General features: G+C 36.2%; 14 protein-coding genes. 7 read left to right on the plus strand and 7 right to left on the minus strand.

What is annotated here, in order from left to right; all coding sequences use genetic code 11:
- The first annotated feature begins 21 nt into the window (after positions 1–21).
- A complete protein-coding gene (locus tag Q8S25_RS05760; protein ID WP_305535744.1) occupies positions 22–2,430 on the plus strand; it encodes a zinc-dependent metalloprotease in 2,409 nt (802 codons plus the stop codon).
- A 96-nt stretch (positions 2,431–2,526) separates the two neighbouring features.
- Here Q8S25_RS05760 and Q8S25_RS05765 read toward each other — a convergent pair whose 3' ends face one another.
- Positions 2,527–4,188 carry a pyruvate dehydrogenase complex dihydrolipoamide acetyltransferase gene (locus tag Q8S25_RS05765; RefSeq protein WP_305535746.1) on the minus strand — a complete coding sequence of 554 codons (1,662 nt, stop codon included), beginning with the start codon at positions 4,186–4,188 and terminating at the stop codon, positions 2,527–2,529.
- A 51-nt stretch (positions 4,189–4,239) separates the two neighbouring features.
- Entirely contained in the window at positions 4,240–5,694 is a 1,455-nt protein-coding gene (locus Q8S25_RS05770) for an NADP-dependent isocitrate dehydrogenase (protein WP_305535748.1), read from the minus strand.
- 133 nt (positions 5,695–5,827) lie between these two features.
- Between Q8S25_RS05770 and apaG the strand changes: the two genes are divergently transcribed.
- Positions 5,828–6,214: a Co2+/Mg2+ efflux protein ApaG gene (gene apaG, locus Q8S25_RS05775; RefSeq protein ID WP_305535750.1), complete on the plus strand. Its 387-nt coding sequence runs from the start codon at positions 5,828–5,830 to the stop codon at positions 6,212–6,214.
- Here apaG and Q8S25_RS05780 read toward each other — a convergent pair.
- Positions 6,211–7,215, minus strand: a complete 1,005-nt coding sequence (locus tag Q8S25_RS05780) for a hypothetical protein (protein ID WP_305535752.1) — start codon at positions 7,213–7,215, stop codon at positions 6,211–6,213. The two genes, apaG and Q8S25_RS05780, sit on opposite strands and share 4 nt — an antisense overlap.
- A gap of 56 nt (positions 7,216–7,271) precedes the next feature.
- Here Q8S25_RS05780 and Q8S25_RS05785 point away from each other — a divergent pair, with 56 nt between their 5' ends.
- Positions 7,272–8,954 (plus strand): NAD+ synthase, encoded by a 1,683-nt coding sequence (locus Q8S25_RS05785; protein WP_305535754.1) that lies wholly within the window; start codon positions 7,272–7,274, stop codon positions 8,952–8,954.
- Here the strand turns inward: Q8S25_RS05785 and Q8S25_RS05790 are convergent.
- Complete coding sequence (locus Q8S25_RS05790; RefSeq protein WP_305535756.1) at positions 8,951–9,805, minus strand: universal stress protein; 855 nt, start codon at positions 9,803–9,805, stop codon at positions 8,951–8,953. The genes Q8S25_RS05785 and Q8S25_RS05790 overlap by 4 nt on opposite strands.
- A gap of 10 nt (positions 9,806–9,815) precedes the next feature.
- Entirely contained in the window at positions 9,816–10,991 is a 1,176-nt protein-coding gene (locus Q8S25_RS05795) for an acetyl-CoA C-acyltransferase (protein ID WP_305535758.1), read from the minus strand.
- Positions 10,992–11,094: 103 nt separating this feature from the next.
- On the opposite strand from Q8S25_RS05795, the gene Q8S25_RS05800 reads away from it, so the two are divergent.
- A complete protein-coding gene (locus Q8S25_RS05800) occupies positions 11,095–12,150 on the plus strand; it encodes a quinone-dependent dihydroorotate dehydrogenase (protein WP_305535760.1) in 1,056 nt (351 codons plus the stop codon).
- A complete protein-coding gene (locus tag Q8S25_RS05805; RefSeq protein WP_305535762.1) occupies positions 12,150–12,944 on the plus strand; it encodes a TerC family protein in 795 nt (264 codons plus the stop codon). Before Q8S25_RS05800 ends, Q8S25_RS05805 begins: the two co-directional genes overlap by 1 nt.
- Before the next feature lie 9 nt (positions 12,945–12,953).
- Here the strand turns inward: Q8S25_RS05805 and Q8S25_RS05810 are convergent, their stop codons facing one another.
- A complete protein-coding gene (locus Q8S25_RS05810; RefSeq protein ID WP_305535764.1) occupies positions 12,954–16,328 on the minus strand; it encodes a hypothetical protein in 3,375 nt (1,124 codons plus the stop codon).
- Between the two features lie 59 nt (positions 16,329–16,387).
- Between Q8S25_RS05810 and Q8S25_RS05815 the strand changes: the two genes are divergently transcribed.
- Entirely contained in the window at positions 16,388–17,026 is a 639-nt protein-coding gene (locus tag Q8S25_RS05815; protein WP_305535765.1) for an MBL fold metallo-hydrolase, read from the plus strand.
- 2 nt (positions 17,027–17,028) lie between these two features.
- Here the strand turns inward: Q8S25_RS05815 and Q8S25_RS05820 are convergent, their stop codons facing one another.
- Complete coding sequence (locus tag Q8S25_RS05820; protein ID WP_305535766.1) at positions 17,029–19,200, minus strand: hypothetical protein; 2,172 nt, start codon at positions 19,198–19,200, stop codon at positions 17,029–17,031.
- A 72-nt stretch (positions 19,201–19,272) separates the two neighbouring features.
- Here Q8S25_RS05820 and Q8S25_RS05825 point away from each other — a divergent pair, with 72 nt between their 5' ends.
- On the plus strand, positions 19,273–19,986 hold the full coding sequence (locus Q8S25_RS05825; RefSeq protein WP_305535767.1) for a response regulator transcription factor: 714 nt from the start codon (positions 19,273–19,275) through the stop codon (positions 19,984–19,986).
- The last annotated feature ends 13 nt before the right edge of the window (positions 19,987–19,999 follow it).

A 19,999-nucleotide genomic window follows, 5' to 3' on the forward strand; every position in this document is an offset into this window, starting at 1 on the left:
CAACGATTTAAAATAGTTCTTATGAAAAAATGGAGCTTTCTTTTTATTTGTTTTTTTGCTATTGCTGTTCATGCCCAGAATAACGCAAGTATTGCCGAAAAAACAAAATCCATGAAAAAAATGGATGGCTATTTCCCTTTTTGGTACGACAACAATAATGGAAAAATTTGGCTACTAGTAAACCAGTTAAACACAGAGTTTTTATACGTCAATAGTTTGCCCGCGGGCCTAGGATCCAATGATATTGGGTTAGACAGAGGACAAATAGGAAATACCCGTATTGTCTATTTTCATAAAGTAGGAAAAAAATTATTGCTCATACAACCCAATTATGATTATAGGGCAAGTTCAAAAGATGTGCAGGAACAGAAAGCAGTAGCAGAATCATTTGCATCATCAGCTATTGCAACATTCAATATTGAAGCAGAAGAGAATGGAGCTTATCTAATAGACCTAAATGTATTTTTAATAAGAGACGCACACGGTGTTGCAGATAAAATCAGAAGCATGCGTCAAGGAAGTTATACTTTTAGTGAAGCAAGATCTGCCATCTACATCAACAATACCAGAAACTTTCCCTTGAATTCAGAGTTTGAAGCAATGATTAGTTTTATTGGAGGAGCAGATGCAGGAAGATTGGTAAGAACTGTAAGCCCTTCTTCAGAGGCAATTACATTAAGAATGCATCACTCTTTTGTGCAATTACCCGACAATCAATTTAAGCCGCGTAAATACGATATCAGAAGTGGTTATTTTGGAAAAACTTATTACGATTACAGTAGTGATTTTACAGAACCAATTCAACAAATGGTGATAGCCAAACATCGCTTATTTAAAAAAGACCCTAGCGCTGCAATAAGTGAACCTGTAAAGCCAATTGTATATTATTTAGACAATGGAACTCCTGAACCCATTCGTTCAGCTTTATTAGATGGAGCTAAATGGTGGAACCAGGCATATGAAGCAGCTGGATTTAAAAACGCATTCATAGTAAAAGTATTGCCCGATTCTGCAGACCCAATGGACATTCGTTACAATATGATTAACTGGGTGCATCGATCTACCAGAGGTTGGAGTTATGGCGCTTCCGTTACCGATCCCCGCACGGGAGAAATCATTAAAGGACAAGTTACGCTAGGGTCATTAAGGGTAAGACAAGACTATTTAATTTTTACAGGATTACTCTCGCCGTATGAAACAGGAAAGCCTGTTCCGGCAACCATGAAAGAAGCGGCATTGCAAAGATTAAGACAATTGTCTGCGCACGAAATAGGCCATACGCTTGGCTTACAGCATAATTACGCATCTAGTGTAAACAATCGTGCATCAGTAATGGATTATCCACATCCTGCAGTTTTTATTAATGCAAAAGGTGCAATTGATTTTAGTAAAGTATATACCAATGAAATAGGTGAATGGGATAAACGTGCCATCATGTATGGATATAGTCAGTTTCCAAATGATACCGATGAAACGATAGCACTAAATAAATTATTAGAAGAAAATCAACAAAAAGGATTGCTCTTTATTGCAGATGCAGACGCTAGAGCAGTGAGTGGTTTTCATCCAGATGCCCATTTATGGGATAACGATAGCGACCCAGTTACAGAACTCAATAATGTATTGGCGGTAAGGCAAAAAGCATTAGATCAGTTTACTGAATCAGCCATTCGCCCCAATACACCAATGAGTACTTTAGAAGATGCATTGGTTCCAGTTTATAATTATCACCGCTATCAAGCCGAAGCGGTTAGCAAATTAATTGGAGGCATGTATTATAGTTACAATGTTAGAGGAGATAAGCAGGTTCAACCAACCGTTTTACCAGCAGCTACTCAACTTAAGGCATTGAATGCAATGCTTAAAACACTATCTCCAAGTGTATTAACCTTACCCAATAGAATTGTTCAAATGATACCACCAAGACCACCCATGTATAATGGTGTTGGGGAAGTTTTTTCTAAAAGAACAGGAATGAGCTTTGACCCATTGGCAGCCGCTGAAGCACTTACCCATTTTGAATTATCCTTTTTATTTAATGCGGAGCGTGCCAATCGTTTAGTACAATTAAAAGCAATGGCAGGTACGCCGGGATGGGATGATGTTTTAAATGCCATTATTAATGCTACTTGGAAAGCCTCACCAGAAAAAGGTTTAGCCAGAGAGGTTCAAAAGCAAACACAACAAATGGTATTGACTTGGTTATTGGGATTGAGTCAAAATCAACAAGCTAATTATGCTGTTCAATCCATTAGCTATAATGGTTTAGTGCAACTAAAAAAATATGCAGAAACGATGGTAAAAGCTGGAACAGATGCAGCACATTTTGGCTATGCCATTGAAAGGATTAATAATCCCAAAGAAATCAGTTTACCACAACACAAAGAAATACCGCCGGGTGCACCCATTGGTTGTGATTGGGATCACTAAACTAAACGTTTCATTTCTATAATAAAAAACCTCACTAAACGTGAGGTTTTTTATTTGTTTCAAGTAATACTTAAACACTAATATATTTCTGTAAAATTACACAAGCATTCTAACCGGCTCTTCTAATAATTGTTTCAAAGTTTGCAAGAACGCAGACCCAGTTGCACCGTCTACAACACGGTGATCGCAACTCAAGGTTAACTTCATAATATTTCCAGGAACTACTTGACCATTCTTCACTACAGGTTCTTGTGAAATCCCGCCCACAGCCAATATACAAGCATCCGGTGGATTAATAATGGCAGTAAATTGGTCAATACCAAACATGCCTAAATTAGAAATAGTGAATGTGCTTCCTTCCCAATCAGACGGCTGTAATTTTTTATCTTTTGCCCTCTGTGCAAAATCTTTTACTTCAGCACCAATTTGGCTCAATGATTTTCCATCTGCAAATCTTACTACTGGAACCAGTAAACCTTCGTCTACCGCTACTGCAACGCCAATATTGATATGGTCGTTATAGCGGATAAAATCTCCCATCCAACTACTATTGATTTTTGGATGCTTCTTTAATGCCATTGCAGTTGCTTTCACTACTAAGTCGTTGAAACTTACTTTAACTGAAGCCACTTCATTTATTTTGGTTCTAGCAGCAATTGCAGCATCCATATCAATTTGCATGGTCAAGTAAAAATGAGGAGCAGTAAATAAGCTTTCACTTAAACGCTTCGCAATTACTTTGCGCATTTGAGAAACAGGAACATCGGTAAAGCTTACCTGACCTGCAACAGCATTGCTAACAACAGGGGTTGCAGATTGAGCAGCAGTTGCAGTTGATGCAGCTGAAACAGCTGGTGTGTATTGATCAATATCAATTTTGGTAATTCTACCATTATCACCTGAGCCCTTTACATATTTTAAATCAATACCCTTTTCTGCAGCAATTCTTTTTGCTAATGGAGATGCAAAAATTCTACCACTGTTTACTACTGCTTGTTCAACAACAGGTGCAGCAGCAACTACGGGCGCTACTGGAGCAATAGCTGATGGTGCAGCTGGGGTTTCTGCAGGAGCAGATGCGCCTGATCCTGCTTTTACAGCGGCTACAATTGCAGCAACATCCAATCCCTCCTTACCAATAATACATAGTAAATCGTTTACCAATATTTTTTCTCCCGCTTTAGCTCCTTGATACAGTAAAATACCATCCTTGTAGCTTTCCAACTCCATGGTGGCTTTATCGGTTTCTATATCGGCCAAAACCTCTCCCTTCTTAACTGCATCACCCACATTTTTTTGCCAAGAAGCAATTACCCCTTCGGTCATGGTATCGCTCAATCGAGGCATTAAAACCACTTCATCCATTGCAGAAATATCAACGGCTGCAATTTTTTCCGATGGGATTGAAGCCGTTGCTGGTGCAGTAGGCTCAACAGAAGCAGGTGCTGCTGATGCAGCGGTTGGAATGGGAGCTAAAGCACCACTTCCATGAACTTTTACTAATTCAGTTATATCTTCTCCTGCCTTTCCAAAAATGGCCAATAAATCGTTCACCTGTAATTTACCTCCATCAGGTGTACCTATATGAAGTAAAACGCCATCCTGGTAACTTTCCAGTTCCATTGTAGCTTTATCCGTCTCAATTTCAGCCAGTAAGTCGCCCTTCTGTACTGTATCTCCTACCCTTTTATGCCAAGCGGCAATTACCCCTTCGGTCATGGTATCACTTAATCGGGGCATTAAAATCACTTCAGCCATTGTACTATATGCTTTAAATGAGCCGTGAAATTACGTTAAAAATCAACTCAATTACTGCCCCTGTGCAAGACTATAGGCTTTTTTATCTCCCCACATGTTTAATAACTCTGTAGAGCAAACTTTGAAATCTGCCGTAAGTCTTTTATAGAGTTCAATAATATCAATTTGTGTAAGCGGAATATCACCCACACTTTCGAATCTGCAACGGTATTGATTCACCAAATTGGTATAAACTGATCCGGTAGGCCAAACTTGTGTTCCTCTATTGCTGATGGTAACCAACTTGAATAAATCTAATGTATGTTTCAAACATTTGTCTGCTACAGCATTGGGCTGTTCATTGCTTTCAATGAACATGTCTACCCCCACAATAAATTCATTATTGGTATCGGTTGTTTCCAACATTGGATTGTTCTCTAAAGCAAATATGGTAGGTGTTACAGAAACATCTTGCATAGCTGGCTTTGGATTGTGCGCAGGCTTTTGACCAAAATTGGCAATGATGGCATTTGCAAACTCAGTGGTATTTAAATTGGTAGTTCCTTTTTCACCAAAATCTCCTGTATGCTTGCCGCTTTCTAAAGTATACAACAATGCATTCTCAATAGTACCAGCAGATTGCATCAAACCTAAATGCCTTAACATACCAATACCACTTAATAATAAAGCAGTAGGATTGGCAATATTTTTGCCCGCAATATCAGGAGCAGTTCCGTGTACAGCTTCAAAAATAGAGATATGGTCTCCAATATTGGCAGATGGTGCAAAGCCCAATCCACCAACCAATCCAGCACATAAATCACTCACAATATCACCTTGCAAATTGGTTAACACTACCACGTCAAAAAGGTCGGGCTTGCTCACCAATTTCATACATAAGTCGTCTACAATAACATCATCGGCTTTTAATTCTGGATATTCCTTTGCTATTTCATAAAACACTTCTAGAAACAAGCCATCAGTCAATTTCATAATATTGGCCTTGTGTCCGCAAGTGATTCTTTTGCAGCCCTTTTTCTTGGCCATTTCAAATGCATATTTAATCACTTGCATACTTCCCGGACGTGTAATAAATCTTCTGCTTAATGCCACATCATTGGTAAGCATATGTTCAATACCCCCATAAGTATCTTCAATATTTTCTCTAACTATGGTGATATCAATAGGAATACCAGCTTTACTAAATACTGTGTCTACACCATGCAAGGTTTGAAAAGTTCTCTTATTGGCGTAAGTATTCCAAGTTTTACGTGCTGTTACGTTTACACTTTTTACCCCCTTTCCTTTGGGCGTTTCCATTGGTCCTTTAAAAAGAATACCCAAAGTTTCAATGGTTTGCTTTGCCTCTGGGGTCATGCCATTACTATAACCTTTATCAAATACCCATTTACCCATGTCTACTACTTCGTAAGTCAATGGCACTTTTGCAGCATCAAATATGGACAAAACAGCATCCATAATTTCTGGGCCAATCCCATCCCCTTTAGCAACAGCAATTTTAGTCATAAACGTCTTTTTTTGTGGTGCAAAAGTACAGCCGATTCAACTATTTTAAGCATTTATTCACATGATTATTTGATGAAATAACCCTTATAGAATGTTAATTTACCTACATTTACAATGACCAATCATTATAAATATGGTTTCTAAAATTTCAGCAGGAATCGAAATCACTGTAGAGGTATTCTATCAGTCCGATTACAGCAACCCGCTGAAAGGAGAATTCATGTTTGCCTATCGCATTACCATAGAAAATCACAATAAGTTTGCTGTGCAATTATTAAGAAGACATTGGTTTATTTTTGACAGCAATGCAGAACATAGAGAAGTAGAAGGAGAAGGGGTTGTAGGCGTTCAACCAGTGCTTGCCCCAGGCGAACAATATACTTATGTGAGTGGCTGTAATTTAAAAACAGAAATGGGCAAAATGCAAGGTACTTACACCTTGCAAAATCAACATTCCAAACAAAGTTTTACTGTCCCAATTCCATCTTTTGATTTGGTTGCTCCTTCTAAAATGAATTAACTAGGCTTGTACTTAGCTTCTTCAAACAATTGTACTGGATCTTTTTTCATTAATGCCTCAAAGCCTAATTGCTTGTTTTTATTCATCCACTTTTTTACAATTTGCCAACCTAAAAATTGGCCAATATTACCTGGAGACTCCTTCCCAAAAGCTTGAGTAAAAGGCCCATCAGTAACATATTCCCTTATTAGTTGCGGATCAGATTTATACAATAGGTCGTTTTGAATAAAAAAGCTCCAAATATTTTTTTCGTTGTTAAGGCAAGCATCCAGTTGTTTTAAAGAATAACCAGTAATTAAAGTATCGGAAAGCTGAGGAAGCAAATGATCTACTACATACATCCTTTTACCTAATTCAACCATTTGAGCAATTAAGGGTTTGCCAGACATTTGTTCGGGATACATGTCTAAAACAATATTATTCATTGCACTTACCGGAATATACATTGGTTCAAATTTCCTGGAGATATATGCAGGATACAAAGCCTGTCCTTCTTCACTGGTATATAGCGGATGGTCTTTCCCCATAAATAGCTGCAAGCCCATAGCAATTGCGTCTTCCGTTAAAATAGACCCAAAACTATTTATTGGGCCTATAAACGTGATGAGTTTAGTAGGCAATTGATATGTAGGAAAATAATATTTAACAAATTTTAATCCTTCTAGAATTTTTTGGGCCTCTTTATCTTGTTCTTTAAAAATAGTGCTAGACTGTTTGTAAAGTGGCTGATAGGCTCGATAAAAGCTTTTCAAATCGGCCGATTCCGATTGCGGCATTAAAGCAAGAATATTAGATAAAAAAATGGTAGTAAACCCAGGATACTTTTTATCTAATGCAGTAATTGACTTTTCTAATTGATTGGTATCAACGGCAAAAAAATCTTGTTCAAAATGCTGCTGCTTCAATGGAACTTTAATTCCAGAAACATTGGGCACTTCTTCGTTTGAATTACAAGCTCCCAAGCCCAAAAGCAAAAACAAAGCAATAATCCTTGTATTCATAAGCGAATTAACGTAAAGGATTGCAATCATGTTGTTAAATTGATGAAATTTGTTCCATGAAAATATTCATAGCCCAACAAAACTATCATATTGGCAATTTTGAGTTAAACACACAAAAAATAATTGAAGCAATTAAAACGGCAAAAGCAGCTGGCGGAGATTTGATTCTTTTTAGTGAAATGACTGTATCTGGGTACCCTGCTCGAGATTTTGTTGAATTTGAAGACTTTATAGAAAAATGCACAGCGGCGGTTCATATAATTAAAGAACATGCCGATAATATTGGGGTGCTGATAGGAAGTCCTGTAAAAAATAAACACTTAAAAGGAAAGGACCTGTTTAATGCAGCTTATTTTTTATATGAAAAAGAAGTAAAAGCAATTATTCATAAAACCTTATTGCCCACGTATGATGTGTTTGATGAGTATCGATATTTTGAACCAGCTTATGAATGGAATATTGTAGAATTTAAGGGGAAGAAACTGGCCATCACTATTTGTGAAGACATTTGGAATTTGGGAGACAACCCACTTTATCGCATTTGCCCCATGGATGAATTGATGAAATTTAATCCAGACATCATGCTTAATTTAAGTGCATCTCCATTTGATTATACCCATGATGAAGACCGAAAAGCAGTAATTAAATCAAATGTTTTAAAATACAAGATTCCATTGTTTTATTGCAATGCGGTAGGCAGTCAAACAGAAATTGTTTTCGATGGCGCCTCCTTGGTTTTTGATAAAGATGCCAATTTAATGAAAGCCTTCCCCATGTTTGAAGAAGCAATAGATTGGGTTGAATTAAACGATGACGGTTTAATGAATGGTCCCATTTTAGAACCAGCTAGTAGAATACCTGAAAAGGAATTAAATCCTGCAACACTTGATCCACAATTAAATATTGAACAAGTTTACCAAGCATTGGTTTCGGGCATTAAAGATTATTTTGGAAAAATGGGTTTTACCAAAGCTATTCTTGGCTCTTCCGGTGGGATTGATTCCGCTGTAACATTAGCCCTTGCTTGTGATGCATTGGGTGCAGAAAATGTTAGAGCAATTTTAATGCCTTCTCCTTACTCTACCAATCACTCTGTAAATGATGCAGTAACACTGAGTAAAAATTTACATAATCCTTACGATATTGTTCAAATAGACCAAGTATACAATAGTTTTTTAGAAACACTACAACCGCTTTTTAACGGCCTTCCCTTTTCATTAGCAGAAGAAAATATTCAAAGCAGAAGTAGGGGAAATATATTAATGGCTATTGCCAATAAATTTGGTTATGTATTATTAAATACTTCTAATAAAAGTGAATTGGCTACAGGTTATGGCACTCTTTACGGTGATATGGCAGGAGGCCTTGGAGTGCTTGGTGATTGTTATAAATTACAAGTTTATGAATTAGCAAGATTCATCAATAGAACAACGGAAATAATTCCTCATAATATTATTAGCAAGCCTCCTAGTGCAGAATTAAGGCCCAATCAAAAAGACAGTGATAGTTTACCAGACTACGCAGTATTAGACAAATTATTGTTTCAATACATAGAGAAACTACAAAGCCCAGCAAATATTAAAGATCAAGGATTTGATGCTGCATTAGTAGACCGCACTATCAAAATGGTCAACAACAACGAATACAAGCGGAACCAATTTTGCCCCATCATTCGCATTTCGCCGAAAGCATTTGGAGTAGGAAGAAGAATGCCGATTGTTGGTAAATATTTAAGCTAATTGTTTTTGCTTAAAACCAAAATAGGAACATGGCTGTGAAAAGCCAATTTCTTTGTATGACTAGAAGAAAACAATTGAGCAAAGAAATTATGTTCTTTGGGAACAGTTATTACTAAATCTATTTTTTGTTCATCTACAAAATGATTCACCCCTTCAATAAAATTTTCATCATGAGAGAAATGATAACTAGGGTTTAATTTTTCTAGAACTGTATGCACTGCAAAACTTTCGCCCATTACAGTACCTGGAAAAGTTTGTTCAAATTCATCTGGTTCAGCTTCAATATTAAAAACCATCAAAGCTGCTCCAGTTAACTGTTGCATCTTTTCAATTTGACTAACAGGAATATATTTTTCCGCATCATTAAAATCGCAAGCGAATAGAAGTTTTTGAATTGGCTTAAAACTAGACTTAGCAGGCACAATAATTAAAGGAATATGGCTATGCTCCGCAATATGAACAGTGTTGCTGCCAATTAATGTTTCTTCTAAAGCACCACCCCCAGTAATTCCCATGACAACCAATTCTATAGTATTTTTTTCACCAAAATCTTCTAAAGCAGATAATATAGAACCATACACCGCATGTATGTCAAACACTAGCCCAGAATTTGAATACTTCAGTAATAAATCTGCCCTGAATTGATACAACCTTTTTTCTGCTGATTCACGAAAGCCGTCAATTTCAGGAATTTGAATTCCAGGCATCATTGGATCTATTGCAACAGGTATTTCATACGCATGCAATAAAACAATTCGTTCCGCTTTCACTTGTTGTGCAAAATGAACTGCATAATCAGCAGCATTACTAGCAGTAGACGAAAAATCGGTAGGTACAATGATGGTTTTCATAATACTAAATTTACAAATTTTCTATGATACCCGCAATTCCTTGACCACCGCCCACACAAGCAGTTACCATACCATATTTTTTATTCAACCGCTTCATATCGTTCAATAACTGCACGGTCAATTTGCAACCAGTACATCCTAATGGGTGCCCTAAAGCAATGGCACCTCCATTAATATTCACTTTAGAAGTATCTAGCCCTAATTCTCTAATTACCGCTAAAGATTGTGATGCAAAGGCCTCATTTAATTCAAATAAATCTATATCGCCTAAATTCATTCCTGCTTGCTTCAATACTTTCGGGATGGCCGCAACTGGTCCAATTCCCATGATTCTTGGATGAACCCCTGCAGATGCACAATTTACCAATCTTCCAATAGGTGTTAAACCCAATGACAACATCATTCGCTCACTCATCACTAATGCAAATGCTGCGCCATCACTGGTTTGTGAAGAATTTCCAGCAGTTACCGATCCACCAATTGCAAAAGCCGCTTTAAGCTTAGATAAACCTTCTACCGTTGTATCAGCCCTTAATCCTTCATCAGTATCTACCGTGTAAGATCTTACCGCTTTTTTGCCTTTTTCATTTACATAGGTTTCTTCTACAGAAATAGGTAGTATACCCGATTTGAAATAACCATTTTCTATGGCTGTTTTGGCTTTCATATGAGAAGCATAGGCAAATGCATCTTGGTCTTCTCTTGAAATATTGAATTCTTTGGCAACTGCTTCTGCAGTTAATCCCATACTTAAATAATAATCTGGTTCTTCTTTGGCTATAGCATAAGAGGGAACGGTCTTCCATCCCGCTGTAGGCACTAAGCTCATGCTTTCAGTACCTCCTGCAATAATGCATTCCGCCATGCCCGATCTAATTTTAGCGGTTGCCGTTGCTATGCTCTCTAATCCACTTGCACAATACCTATTGATTGTTATACCTGCTACTTCAATTCCTAAAGCTTTTGCTGCAATGATTCTTCCAAATTGCAATCCTTGTTCTGCTTCTGGTACTGCATTTCCTACAATTACATCGTCTACTAATTTCGAGTCTAGTTGTGGCACAGCCGCCATTAATCCTTTGATTACTTCAACAGCTAAATCATCGGGTCTAAAAAATCGGAATCCACCTTTTTTACTTTTAGTAACTGCGGTTCTATATCCCGCTACTATATAGGCTTCTTGCATAAACTTAATTTAATCTATCAAATGTAGTAAAAATGATTAAAAGTTGTTTATGCAACTAAATTTTAAATGAGGCTTTCGGGGTATTTTCGCAAAAAATAACACATTGTATACTGTACTCAGAAACTTACTATTTAAAGCTCCACCCGAAAAAGTGCATTATTTTTCAATGAATTGCCTAAAAATAGCCACTACTTTAGGGATTGGGGAAACCATTGTTAAAAATTTATTTCAATATAAGCCTACCAACCTAGCAAAAGAAGTGATGGGTTTGCATTTTCCAAATCCGGTAGGATTGGGTGCAGGCTTCGACAAAAATGCAGCCTACTTGCATGAATTAGAAGCACTTGGGTTTGGATTTGTTGAAATTGGAACCGTTACGCCAAAAGGCCAGCCCGGTAATGATTTGCCAAGGCTATTCAGACTGCCTGCTGATAAAGCCTTGATTAATCGAATGGGATTTAATAATGAAGGAGTAGCTGCTGTAAAAGAGCGTTTGATTAATTGGAATAGCAGAGGAAAATCAGTTGGCGACTTAATAATCGGCGGCAATATTGGTAAAAATAAAATTACCCCAAATGAAGATGCATGGAAAGACTACAGCATCTGCTTTAATGAATTACACGATCAGGTAGATTATTTTGTAGTAAACGTAAGCTCACCAAACACACCAGGGCTTAGGGCTTTACAAGAAAAAGATGCCCTAACCAAAATTTTTAGTGAATTGCAACACCATAATGCTGGAAAAACCAACGCAAAACCTTTGCTATTAAAAATTGCTCCTGATCTTACCAAAGAGCAATTAGATGATATTATTGAGCTTTCGTTATCAATGAATTTAAGTGGTTTAGTTGCAACCAATACCACATTAGATCGATCTAATTTAAGTGCTGCTTCTACTTTATTAAGTGAGTCTATAGGAATGGGTGGCTTAAGCGGAAAACCAGTGCAGCAAAGGTCTACCGAAATAGTACAATATATTTCAACTCAAACAGGAGGTAAAGTTCCAATTATTGCAAGCGGGGGAATTTTTAATGGCGCAGATGCAGAAGAAAAATTAAAAGCCGGGGCTTCGTTGGTGCAAGTTTGGACAGGATTTGTTTATGAGGGCCCGTCTATTGTTAAAAATATTTGTAAATACTTAGCTGAAAAAAATAATTAATGGAACATTTATTAACTACCGAAAGTTTAATTAGTTTTTTAATCCTAACCATTCTAGAAGTGGTATTGGGAATTGATAATGTCATATTCGTGAGCATTATCATGAATAGGATGCCCAAAGCATTTCAAAAGAATGCCAGACTAATTTGGATGTTTACTGGCATTATCACTAGAACCATTTTGTTATTTGGTTTGAGTTGGCTCTTGACTCAAAAAGGAAAGCCTGTATTTAGTTTATTTAGTAAAGATTTTGATTTAGCAAGCCTGGTAATGTTGGGTGGTGGACTGTTTTTGATTTATAAAACCGTAAAAGAAATCCACCATAAGTTAGAAGGCGAAGAAGATGTTTTAGCAGGAAGAAAGACCAAGGAGTTGGGGATTACTAGCGGTATTGCTCAAATTATAATGATTGATATGGTCTTTAGTTTTGACAGCATCATAACAGCTGGAGGAACCGCCAAGCATTTAGAAGTAATGATTGCAGCAGTTGTAATTGCAATGATTATCATGTTTTTATTTAGTCCTAATATTTCCGCTTTTATTCATAAGCACCCAACTTTTAAAATGTTGGCATTGTCTTTCCTGGTTATGATTGGAATGGTATTATTGGTAGAGGGATGGAACGCTGAAAAAGCACATGAACTCCATTTAAAACATTATGTCTATTTTGCTATGGCTTTTTCTTTCACAGTAGAGCTGCTGAATATGAAAGCGAGAAAAAAATCAGCTCCGGTAGTATTGAGAGAACCATATTTCGAAGTACCCAATAAAGGGTACTCCGATCAGGCCAAATAAATTGTTCAATTAGAAATCAAATCCTAATGCAAAATAGTAAACTGGTGCGCCTTTGAAGATTCCCTTCATTGGCCAACCAGCGTCAAACTTCATGAAGTAACCCAATAAAGTGCTTCTAACACCAAAGCCATATCCACCTGCAAAAGGACCTAATCCACCAGCGTCAATTTTAACTACTACTGGAGTTTGATTATTGGTAATCACTTCGCCTGGGCGCTTTATTCCATTGTACTTGCCGTTCCATGCAGTTCCCAAGTCTAGAAATTGCACCAATTGAAAATTGCGTAAGAATGCATTGTTAATGGGTCTATCGAATATGGTTGCAAAAAGCGGTAGTCTAAATTCACTATTGATTACAAAAGCATTGTTACCATTGGCAATATTTTGTCTATATCCACGCATATTTACTGCTAAAGATTGGAATGCATAATTTTGATCTGCTGCCGGTTGATTCCCATTGTTGAACTTGGGTCCAATCCATCCATCAACACCTCCTAAGTAATAAATTAATTTTTGGTTGCCCCAAGAGAAGTCTGCCGCAACCCTTCCTGCCCAAATAAAATTGCGGTAAATTTTATGGTAATACCTACCATCAAATCCAAAATTCATAGTAGGCTTACCATTATTGATAGCCGTTTTTAAGGTTGGCATATTTACATCTAAGTAAACTTTATATCGTAAGCCATTCCAAATATTCTGGGTTGGATTAATGGTATTATCGTGAACGTATTCAATTCGTGAAAGTATAAACTTTGAAACAGTATCCTGAAAAGCCAATGCATTGGGATTTGGTTGTCCAGAAATATTGTCATAAGACTTCAGAACACCTCTATCTGAACGTAAACCAATGGTTGCTCTAATGCTTTTAACCTCATTAATAGGATAAGTTGCATTCACCTGATACAAATTGGTATACAACATATTATTAAACTGTGTATTAAAGAAGTTGGTAACATTACTTCTATAATAAGTAACACCCCAATCTAATTTTTTACGCATGTTTTGGAAAGAGAACATGAGGTCTTTGTCGGCCAAATTGGTTCCAAAACGCATTCCAGCTACAAACTTTATGTCTTCCATTAAATCACTTACTCCTACTCTGAAAGTGAAATTGAAATCGTTTCCATTATTTAATTGAATGGGACCAGACCCACCAGCATATGGCTGATAACGATTAATTAAAACATTGTTGCTAAAACCACCTAATAAATAATCAGAACTAAACTTTAAGCGATAATCGAACAGTTTAGATTTTGCCAAGCTACTTTGTCTTTGTTGATTGGAAGGATTTAACAAAGGAGCATTATTTGAACTAGTATCGGGGAGCTCATCAGCAAATTCATTTTGAAATACTACCAATTTTTTTGCAGTATCATTGGCTGGTTTAATATTGTTGTATTGGATGGCTTTCCCTTCTGCTATTTTTTTATCGTCCAATACTTTCTTAACGTATTCTGTATTTCGGGCATTTACATTTCTTCTAGCCAATGCCAGTTCATCTACTTTCAATTTGTATACAAACTTAAAATCACCTTCTCTTCTTACTTCACTTACCTGTCCGTTGTTTCCAGCAATTCTTGTTTCTAATAATGAACTTTGGTAATTGGTGATTGGGAAAGTATAAGTTGAATCTTTGTACACTTGAAAATAACTAACACTGTCGGGCTCTTGTTTTTGCCATGCTGTTAAAGTAGAATCAAATTCTTTCGGCGCTGGATTTCTAAGTACTTCTTCTCCAATATAATACAATGTATCTAAGCCATTTCTTTGCGTAGAAAAGAATCCAGCCCACCTGTTTCCAATACCATTTTCATCAGAAACAAATGTAAAGTGATTGGTATTGTATTGCATTGGGAAACGCGCATTTCCCATTTTAACATTGGTTAATTGGGCAATCTGTTTTTCCTTGCTGTCATTCAAAATATCTACCATATAAATATTGAATGGATATCTACTAGGTAATACTGTGTCTTTATTTGGAGCATTATTACCAGGCCTATTCGAAGAAAAAATAATACCTACTCTATTAGGGAACGACACCATCGTTGGATCTAAGTCATCGTAAATATCGTTGGTAATTTGTGTTGCTTTCTGTTCTTCAATTTTATAGGTATAAATATCGGAGTGTCCATTTTTAACAGCACTCAATACAAGGGTATTTGCATCAAGCATAAAGCTTGCATCTAAAATTTGATCAAAGCCTTCAATGGTTTGTTTAAATCGTTTATAACGGGCAATTAAGTCGTAAACAAACATGTTAATTTTGCCTTTCTCCCAATAAATCACCAATAATCTAGAACCCTTACCATCCCATGCCATAATAGGATAATTGGGATTCACATCGTGCATATTGGTAAGCACCCCACTTTTTAAAAGCACTTTTTCATCATAAAAATTTTCCATGAGCTTAACCGTGTAGATGCCCTTTTTAAATTCCAACACAGAATAAGTATTGCTTCTAGGATTGGGGTTGGCCTGAAATCTGAAATAATCTTTTTTCCCAATTTCTTCTGTAACTGTTAACTGGCCCTTTAATTGGTTTCTTCTTTGTCGAATATCTTTAATGTACCGATCTTGCTGAAACTGCATAAAATCGGCCAATACGTCTTTGAATTTTTTCTTACAAATTCTTAAACAGGCATTGTTGATATTTTTATACATTCTAGCCAAATACAATAAGTAAGTGATATTTTCTTTCCGATATTTTTCTCCTATATAATTCCAAAATGCGTGACCAGCCAATAAAGGCTTTTCAAATGCAAATTGATAAAATGAATTATATCGTCCACTTAATATGGCACTTTTTAATTCGTCGTCTTTTTCTGTACTCCAAGACTGACCTGCATATGCAACATATCCATCTACCATCCATTTAGGTAAATCCAACAAAGCTTGGTTGCTTGCAAACTCCCCAATGTCGTCACCAAAAAGCAAGTTATCTGTTAGTACTTTAGCAATCCCTTCTCTTACTTGGTTTTTTAGCTTGGTATGATTGCCATTGAAATAAACGATGATTTTATTATTTACCAATTTAGTAACACCTCCTGAATTTTGCCAATCAGAACCAAGACCAATATTGCTGCTTTTATAGTCGTTGTAATTATTATACACTACAATATTTGCCCTACGTTGTAAAGAATACTCAATAAAATTTTCAATAGATTTTAATTCTTCTTCTGCAACCTGACTTACAAATTTGCCCAATTCTACACCTCCTTGGGTTACATAGGTATTGAAATTGGGAGATTGGTAAAACTTCCAATTAAATTTCTGGTGTTGAATTCTGTTTTTACCAAATTCAACACTATTAACCTGCGCACTTAAAGCAGCAGAACTTAATAAACCAAGAAAAAAAATTACTTTACTAATACTATTCAATTGCATATCCGAACTTTGGTATTTAAAATTAGTCATTTACCGTTAAAAGCAGGTAAAATACGTATATGATAAAGGTTAAGGTTTTCACATTCAGTCCAATTCAGGAAAATACCTATGTATTATACAATGAACATAAAAAAGCCATTGTTATAGACCCTGGTTGTTATTTCCCCGCAGAAAAAGAACAATTGCTTCAATTTATTGAATCAACTGGGCTTGAAGTGGTTCAATTATTAAACACACATTGCCATTTGGACCATGTTTTTGGAAACAAATGGGTATATGAAACTTTCAAAACACCCCTTTGTATTCATCCAGACGAAGAGCCAATGTTAAAATTGGCCCCTTTATCAGGTGAAAAATGGGGATTGCCTTTTGAAAATTACAATGGACCAATACAATACCTGCATCCAGGAGATACCATTTTGTTGGGAAATGATGCCCTGAAAGTGATTTTTGCCCCAGGCCATTCTCCAGCAAGTATTTGTTTTTACAGTGAATTTGAAAGCTTTCTTATTGGCGGAGATGTATTATTTAGGGAAAGTATTGGCAGAACAGATTTGCCGGGTGGCAATCACGAACAACTGTTAAAAAGCATTCAAGAACAGCTTTTTACGCTACCCAACGATGTTAAAGTATACCCAGGTCATGGGCTTACTACCACTATTGGGCACGAAAAGAGGCACAATCCATTTTTGCAATAAAACTATTCAGGTTCTTGCTGCATGTAAGTATTAAATGCTGTAATAAAAATGGCACCTAAGTTTTTGTAAGGAGGAACATAGTCGTCAAACTTTTCTTTGGCTGTTCCACTAAATCGAATGGCCAAACTATTCCATAAAGCTGGCCATTTTAAGTTCTTTCCCAACCTTAATTCTTCACTAATCACATTAATTAATCCTTGATTAATAATACCTGTGCCAATTTGTTTAGAAGAAATGATATGTGCGCCTGGAGCTATTTCTAACACTTCGTTTAAGCTTTGATAACCACCACAGCTTCCTAACAAAACCAGTTTGGCCGAAGATGGCATTTTATGAACAGTTTGTTTTAAATAGTAACTATGCCCTCGATGAATAACAATAGATGGGTGCAATTTTTCTTCATGCAAATAAGCAATCAAGCTATCCTGAGATGCAGCATCCAATTCTTCTGTTTCGTCTAATGGAAGGTTTGCATAAATAGTAATAGGTGTCCCTTTTCTAGAACTCACTTCTACCCATTGAGACTTCTTAGTTATTTTCCAATTGGCATTTCTGAATTTATTTAAAAATGCATTGAACACAACCATTCCATCTTTATCACCATAAAAAAACTGTTGCATCACAACTCTCCCATTTTCTTTGTCTTTCAAATAAGTATTGGGCAATTCATAAATAGGCATGATGCCCAATTTTGCAGATAGGTCAATTTTATTAGAAGGCTCCAAGGAAGAAAAAATAGTTTCAAGTAATTCATAAATCACTTGCCCTCGCTTATTTTTAATTCCGATACATCTTTTGAGTTCCAATTGAACCTGAGACAACATTAGTTTTTTTAGTGCTGAATTGTAAACACTAGCATAAGAATCTGCCACGTCTACCGCATCTTCTAAAGAATTGGTTTTCTCTAGTCCATTTACAAAACCCCTCATCAATTGTTCCGCATCTTTCTTATCCATTTTAGACAGAAAGTCGTCTAACTTATTATACGCTGCAGTTATTTTAATGAATTTTTTGTATTGGTCATTATTTACCAATGCCAGCAAAGAATCAGAACGAGGGCTTTTCATTCCTGAAAAAATTCTTGGATAAACCCCATTTACAAAACTAGATGTATACATTTCCTCTTCGCCTGTAACAGCCAAATAATACAATTCTTGAGGACTTAGTTTGCTAATACTTTTAAATCTTACAAAATCACTTTTTTCGTTGTGTAATGCATTGATTTCATTAATGTACAATTCAATGCTTTTGGCTTTTAATTTATTGTACAACACTTTTGCAGCCATTGGCGTATCGCCCATTTGTATTCTTTTAGCATAATCAATTCTAGTTCTTACTAATAAACTAAAATAACCTGCAGAAGTATCATTCCCAACAAATTTGGTAATGGAATCCATTTTCAATTTGCCCGTATACAATTGATCTAAAAAAGGAAAATACATTCTTCCAGTACTGGTTAAGGAGAGCCTTGAAACCAATTTCACAAACGGATGATTAACCGATTGAATTTTTTTACCCAATGCATTTGGCGCTGCAGCATAACTATACAATTCTTCTGGATTTCTAAAAGCGGCTAATACAATTAAGGAGTCTGCAGAAGCTGTTGATGGACTTCTAAATAAAATGGGTAAAATTTTATCGGGATTACGATTGCATTGCTTTACCAAAATACTATCCTTTGCTGCAGACATCCCTCTATTAGAGGCAAGCACAAAATTGTCGGTCAAAATAATTGCTGACTCTACATCTAGTTGCTTCATTAATGGTGCAATTGACCCTCCAGTTAATTGCTCATTCATAGCAGATTGATAAGTATTCAATAAACTAGACAAAGGAGTGCCTGTAACTTTAGTACTTTGGTAATTCGCAAGATACCCTTGCAATAAATCATTAACCCCTCTTAACCAAGTATATTTTGCATTATTATCTATTTCAGTACTAAGTTCTATTTTGCTTCTTAAGCTGGTAATAATATTGGCGACCTTTGCAAGTTCTCCATCAGACAATTTATTATCTATTGCTGGGTATGCTTTGATTGAACTAAAGGTTCTTATTATGTACTCGTGATGCAATTGACGCATTGCAGGAATTGGAGGAATAGAGTCCATTTGTTGAGCTGTCAGGACCCCGTTAAAAGCAAATATTAAAAAGAGTGTATGTATTAGTTTATTCATATTCAATGTAAAAATAGGCAAACAGTCAGTTAACAATTAGATAATAATGCAAAAAGAGCTAATTGCGAGTGAATGAAATTAACTTTGTGTAAACAGAATGTTACCATGGAAGGGAAGGCCAAACAGATATTAATTGCAGACGACGAGCCAGATATTTTAGAAATCATCCGATACAACCTAGAAAAAGAAGGCTATGAAGTTCATACAGCCAAGGATGGTAACGAAGCAATTGAGAAAGCCAAACAGCTCTATCCCGATTTAATTATTCTTGACATCATGATGCCCCGTAAAAATGGCGTTGAAGTTTGTCAGATTCTAAGAACACAGCCCAGCTTTCAAGATACCCTTATCATTTTTTTAACTGCAATGAGCGATGAAAGCTCTCAAATAAAAGGACTTGAAACTGGGGCAGACGATTATATAAGTAAGCCAATTAGCCCTAAAGTATTGGTAAGCAGAGTAAATGCCCTATTCAGAAGAGTTACAAGCAAAGAAGCTGGAAAAACATTACAAATTGGCAATATTGCAATAGATCCAGTTAAATTTTTGGTTTCTGTTGATGGAAATGAAGTGATTTTGGCAAAGAAAGAATTTGAATTAATTTATTTATTGGCTTCTAAACCAGGCAGAGTCTTTTTAAGAAACGAAATACTCACCCAAGTTTGGGGCAATGAAGTAATTGTGGGCGACAGAACCATTGACGTACATGTTAGAAAAGTAAGACAAAAATTAGGTATAGATTGCATCACCACCGTAAAAGGGGTAGGTTACAAATTTGAGATTTGAACACTCAGTTCAG

Source organism: Sediminibacterium sp. (genome assembly GCF_030695065.1).
GTDB lineage: Bacteria > Bacteroidota > Bacteroidia > Chitinophagales > Chitinophagaceae > Sediminibacterium.